The 3,230-nt window shown below is 75.1% G+C and carries 5 protein-coding genes; 4 read left to right on the top strand and 1 reads right to left on the bottom strand.

Annotated features, from left to right (window positions below):
- On the bottom strand, positions 1-763 hold a 763-nt coding region (locus Q0112_RS13085), incomplete at its 3' end, for an SAM-dependent methyltransferase (protein WP_297975980.1).
- 51 nt (positions 764-814) lie between these two features.
- Between Q0112_RS13085 and Q0112_RS13080 the strand changes: the two genes are divergently transcribed.
- The 4 genes from Q0112_RS13080 to Q0112_RS13065 are packed head-to-tail and all read left to right on the top strand — an operon-like array spanning position 815 to position 3,171.
- The gene (locus Q0112_RS13080; protein WP_297975978.1) at positions 815-1,555 is read left to right on the top strand and encodes a ComF family protein; all 741 of its coding nucleotides are present in this window, start codon (positions 815-817) and stop codon (positions 1,553-1,555) included.
- 7 nt (positions 1,556-1,562) lie between these two features.
- Positions 1,563-1,823, top strand: coding sequence for a glutaredoxin 3 (grxC, locus tag Q0112_RS13075; protein WP_297975977.1), 261 nt, complete (start codon positions 1,563-1,565; stop codon positions 1,821-1,823).
- Positions 1,824-1,828: 5 nt separating this feature from the next.
- On the top strand, positions 1,829-2,668 hold the full coding sequence (locus tag Q0112_RS13070; protein WP_297975975.1) for a carbon-nitrogen hydrolase family protein: 840 nt from the start codon (positions 1,829-1,831) through the stop codon (positions 2,666-2,668).
- A 41-nt stretch (positions 2,669-2,709) separates the two neighbouring features.
- Positions 2,710-3,171, top strand: a complete 462-nt coding sequence (locus Q0112_RS13065; RefSeq protein WP_297975973.1) for a MarR family transcriptional regulator — start codon at positions 2,710-2,712, stop codon at positions 3,169-3,171.
- Positions 3,172-3,230 lie beyond the last annotated feature (59 nt).

Genomic DNA, 3,230 nt, shown 5'->3' with positions numbered 1-3,230 from the left:
GGGGCTGGTCCGGCGCCGGCGCCCAGCCGGTCAGGAAGATCACCTCGAAGGTCGCGGTGATCCGCCCGCCCTCGGTGCCGAAGCGCTCGCCATAGAGCTCGGCGGCGCGGGCGAGCATGTCGCGGCGGAGCGGGCGGCGCAGGCGGTCGCGCATCACGTTCGTCTCGCCCATGGCGCGCAGGTCGCGCATCAGCGCGCGGAGCGAGGGATAGCTCACCTCGAAGCGCCGGCTGTCGGCCACCGGCAGCGCGAGGCCGGCGCGCTGCAGCAGGCTGCCGAGGGCGCGGATCTCGCCGACCGGGGCGACGCGGGGGCTGAGCCCGCCGAGGATCTCGATCTCGGCCTCGGCGAGGACCGTCCGCAACTCGTGGAGCGTCTCGCCGCCGAAGAGCGCGGCGAGGAGGAGCCCGTCCGGGCGGAGCGCGCGGCGGGCCTGCACCAGCTGGCCCACGGGGTCGTTCGACCAGTGCAGCGCGAGGCCGTGCACGACGAGGTCGTGCGCCGCCTCCCCGAGGGCCAGGGTCTCCTCGGGCGGCGGAGTGCGGGCCGGGCCGGCACCGGCGGCGGCGAGCGCCTCGGCCCAGAGCGCGGGGCGCGGGCTGACGACCGCCGGGGCGGTAAAGCGCCGGTTAACCTCCTTCAGCCTTTCTGTGATCTCCTCGGCCACCGCGGCGTGCAGGAAGTCGGCGCTGCCGTTGCGCCCTGCCCTCTCGCGGCGGCGGGCGAGGAGGTCGAGGTCGAAGAGGGCGGGCGGGCTCGGCATGGGCTGGCGGTCTCCTTCGCCGCCAACATAGGACCGAATTGGGGCGATGCCATGCTTCAGGCGCTGACGACCGCGGTCGTGAACACGATCTTCCCGCCGCGCTGCCTCGCCTGCACCGCCCCGACCGACCAGCCGCACGGGCTCTGCCCGGCCTGCTGGCGCGACACGCATTTCATCGCCGGCACCGTCTGCCGCTGCTGCGGGGTGCCGCTCGTCGGGGCGGCGGGGGCGGAGGACGTGTGCGAGAGCTGCACCCGCCATCCGCCGGCCTGGGACCGGGGGGCGGCGGCCGTCGTCTACGGCGGGACGGGGCGCAAGGCGGTGCTGGCGCTGAAGCACGGCGACCGGCTCGACATGGTGCGCCCGCTGGCCGGCTGGATGGCGAACGCGGGGTGCGGGCTCCTCGCGGGGGCGGAGGTGATCGCGCCGGTGCCGCTGCACTGGCGGCGGCTGGTCAGGCGGCGGTACAACCAGTCGGCCGAGCTCGCCCGCCGGCTGGGGCGGATCGCCGGGCGGCCGGTGGTGGCGGACCTCCTGCTGCGGCGGCGGGCGACGGTGCCGCAGGAGGGGATGAGCCGGTCCGAGCGGGTGGCGAACCAGGCGGCGGCCTTCGCGGTCAACCCGCGGCACGGGGCGCGGATGGCGGGGCGGGCGGTGCTCCTCGTCGACGACGTGCTGACGACCGGGGCGACGCTCTCGGCCTGCGCCGACTGCCTGCGGCAGGCGGGGGCGGCGCGGGTCGACGTGCTGGTCCTGGCCCGCGTTGCCTTCGAGGATTCGCTCGGCCTATAGTTGCGCCATGAAGCCCGTCCTTCTCTACGGCACGCCGTTCTGCGGCTATTGCGCCGCCGCGCGGCGGCTGCTGGCGGAGAAGGGCGTGGTCTTCGAGGAGGTCGATCTCGCCGCCGAGCCGGGGCGGCGCGCCGAGATGGTCGAGCGGGCGAAGGGCGCGCGCTCGGTGCCGCAGCTCTTCGTCGGCGGCGAGCATGTCGGCGGGTTCAGCGAGATGTGGGAGCTCGACCGGTCGGGCAAGCTCGACGCGCTGCTGGCGGGGGGCTGAGGGCGATGCGGGCGGCGCTGGTGCAGCTCTGCTCGGGCGACGATCCGGCGGCGAACCTCGCGGCCACGGAAGGGCTGGTGCGGGAGGCGGCGGCGGGCGGCGCCGGGCTGGTGCTGACGCCCGAGTGCACCAACATCGTCTCGCTCGACCGCGAGCGGCAGCGGGCGGTCCTGCGCGAGGAGGCCGAGGACGGGACGCTGGCGCGGCTCCGCGAGGTGGCCCGGGAGCTGTCGCTCTGGCTGGTCGTAGGCTCGCTCTGCCTGAGGGCGGGGGGCGGGGACGGGCGGTTCGTCAACCGGTCGTTCCTGATCGGGCCCGGCGGCGAGGTGCGGGCGCGCTACGACAAGATCCACATGTTCGACGTGGCGCTGAAGGGGGGCGAGGCCTATCGCGAGAGCGCGGCCTACCGGCCCGGCACCCAGGCGGTGCTGGCGGAGGCGGCGGGGCTGCGGCTCGGGATGACGGTCTGCTACGACCTCAGGTTTCCGCGGCTCTATCGCGACCTCGCCAGGGCGGGGGCGGAGGTCCTGAGCGTGCCCTCGGCCTTCACCGTGCCGACCGGGGAGGCGCATTGGCACGTGCTGCTGCGGGCGCGGGCGATCGAGACCGGGGCCTATGTGCTGGCGCCGGCGCAGTGGGGGACGCACCCGGCGGCGGGCGGCAAGGCGCGGCGGACCTATGGCCACAGCCTGGCGGTGGCGCCCTGGGGCGAGGTCGTCGCCGATGCCGGCGAAGGGGTCGGGGTCGTCTTCGCCGAGGTCGATCCGGGCGAGGTGGCGCGGGCGCGGGCGATGGTGCCCTCGCTCGGCCACGACCGGGACTATGCCCCGCCGGTCCGGCCGTGAGCCGGGGGCCGACCCGCACCCGGGCCGAAGGGCCGGGGCCGATGGGGGCGAGCCCGGCCGGCGGCGGCTCGCAGCACGATCCGGTGGTGATCGCGCTCTTCAGCGAGATCGTGATGGTGGAGACGCTGGCGCGGAACCGGCTGACCCGGGCGCTGCCGCGGGGCATGGAGCTCTCGCACTACATGGTGCTCAACCATTTCGCCCGGCTCGGGGGGGAGAAGACGCCGGCGCAGCTGGCGCGGGTCTTCCACGTCACCAAGGGGGCGATGACCAACACGGTCGCCCGGCTGGAGGCGGCCGGATACGTCCACGTGCGGCCGGACTGGGAGGACGGGCGGCGCAAGCTCGTCTCGATCAGCCATGCCGGGCGGGCGGCGCGCGACCGGGCGGTCGTCGCCATCGCGCCGGTCTTCGACGATGTCGTCGCCGTGCTCGGGATCGAGCGGATGCGGGCGATGCTGCCGACGCTCCGCCGGCTGCGGGAACTGCTCGATCCCGACTGAGGCGCGCAGGTGGGCACGCGTGCCCGCTTCGGCATATTATTGTTTTACATACAAAAATC

The organism is uncultured Amaricoccus sp. (assembly GCF_937858865.1).
GTDB lineage: Bacteria > Pseudomonadota > Alphaproteobacteria > Rhodobacterales > Rhodobacteraceae > Amaricoccus.
The sequence above is the reverse complement of the archived record's forward strand: the minus strand, read 5'-3'. Positions and strand labels throughout refer to the sequence as shown.